Genomic DNA, 393 nt, shown 5'->3' with positions numbered 1-393 from the left:
GCCGAGTACCGCGACGAGCGTACCGCGAGCGCCGAAGCGATCTACCGCGTCGGCATCTCCAACGATCTGCTGGAGCTATGACATGGCGATGAGTAACGAAGCCAGCCGCCGCGCCTCCGGGGCAGCCATGGAGGCGTCCCGTCTCGCCGGTGGTGCGGCGATGGAGGCCAGCCGGCGTGCTGGCGGGGCGGCAATGGAAGAGCGCCGGCGCGGCAAGCAACTGGTCGATGACATCAACAGCCTGGCCAATCCGCCTGCAAACCGCAAAACCCTGCGCACCGTCGACCCGGTCGGCGGCGTGCCGGCACGGCGGGGTAGCGGCGTGTACCAAGCGCCTGCCGCAGCAGGCGGAGGAATCGCCAGCCCGCTGACCGAGGTGGCGGATTCGCGCGT

1 protein-coding gene is annotated in these 393 nt (G+C 70.0%); it reads left to right on the top strand.

Features of this window, described 5'->3' with window-relative positions; genetic code table 11:
* Positions 1-82 precede the first annotated feature (82 nt).
* The coding region (locus tag EA795_RS20825; RefSeq protein ID WP_170162258.1) for a hypothetical protein at positions 83-393 on the top strand (311 nt) is incomplete at its 3' end.

The organism is Stutzerimonas nitrititolerans, from assembly GCF_003696285.1.
Lineage (GTDB): Bacteria > Pseudomonadota > Gammaproteobacteria > Pseudomonadales > Pseudomonadaceae > Stutzerimonas > Stutzerimonas nitrititolerans.
This window is presented reverse-complemented; position numbering and strand designations above follow the sequence as displayed.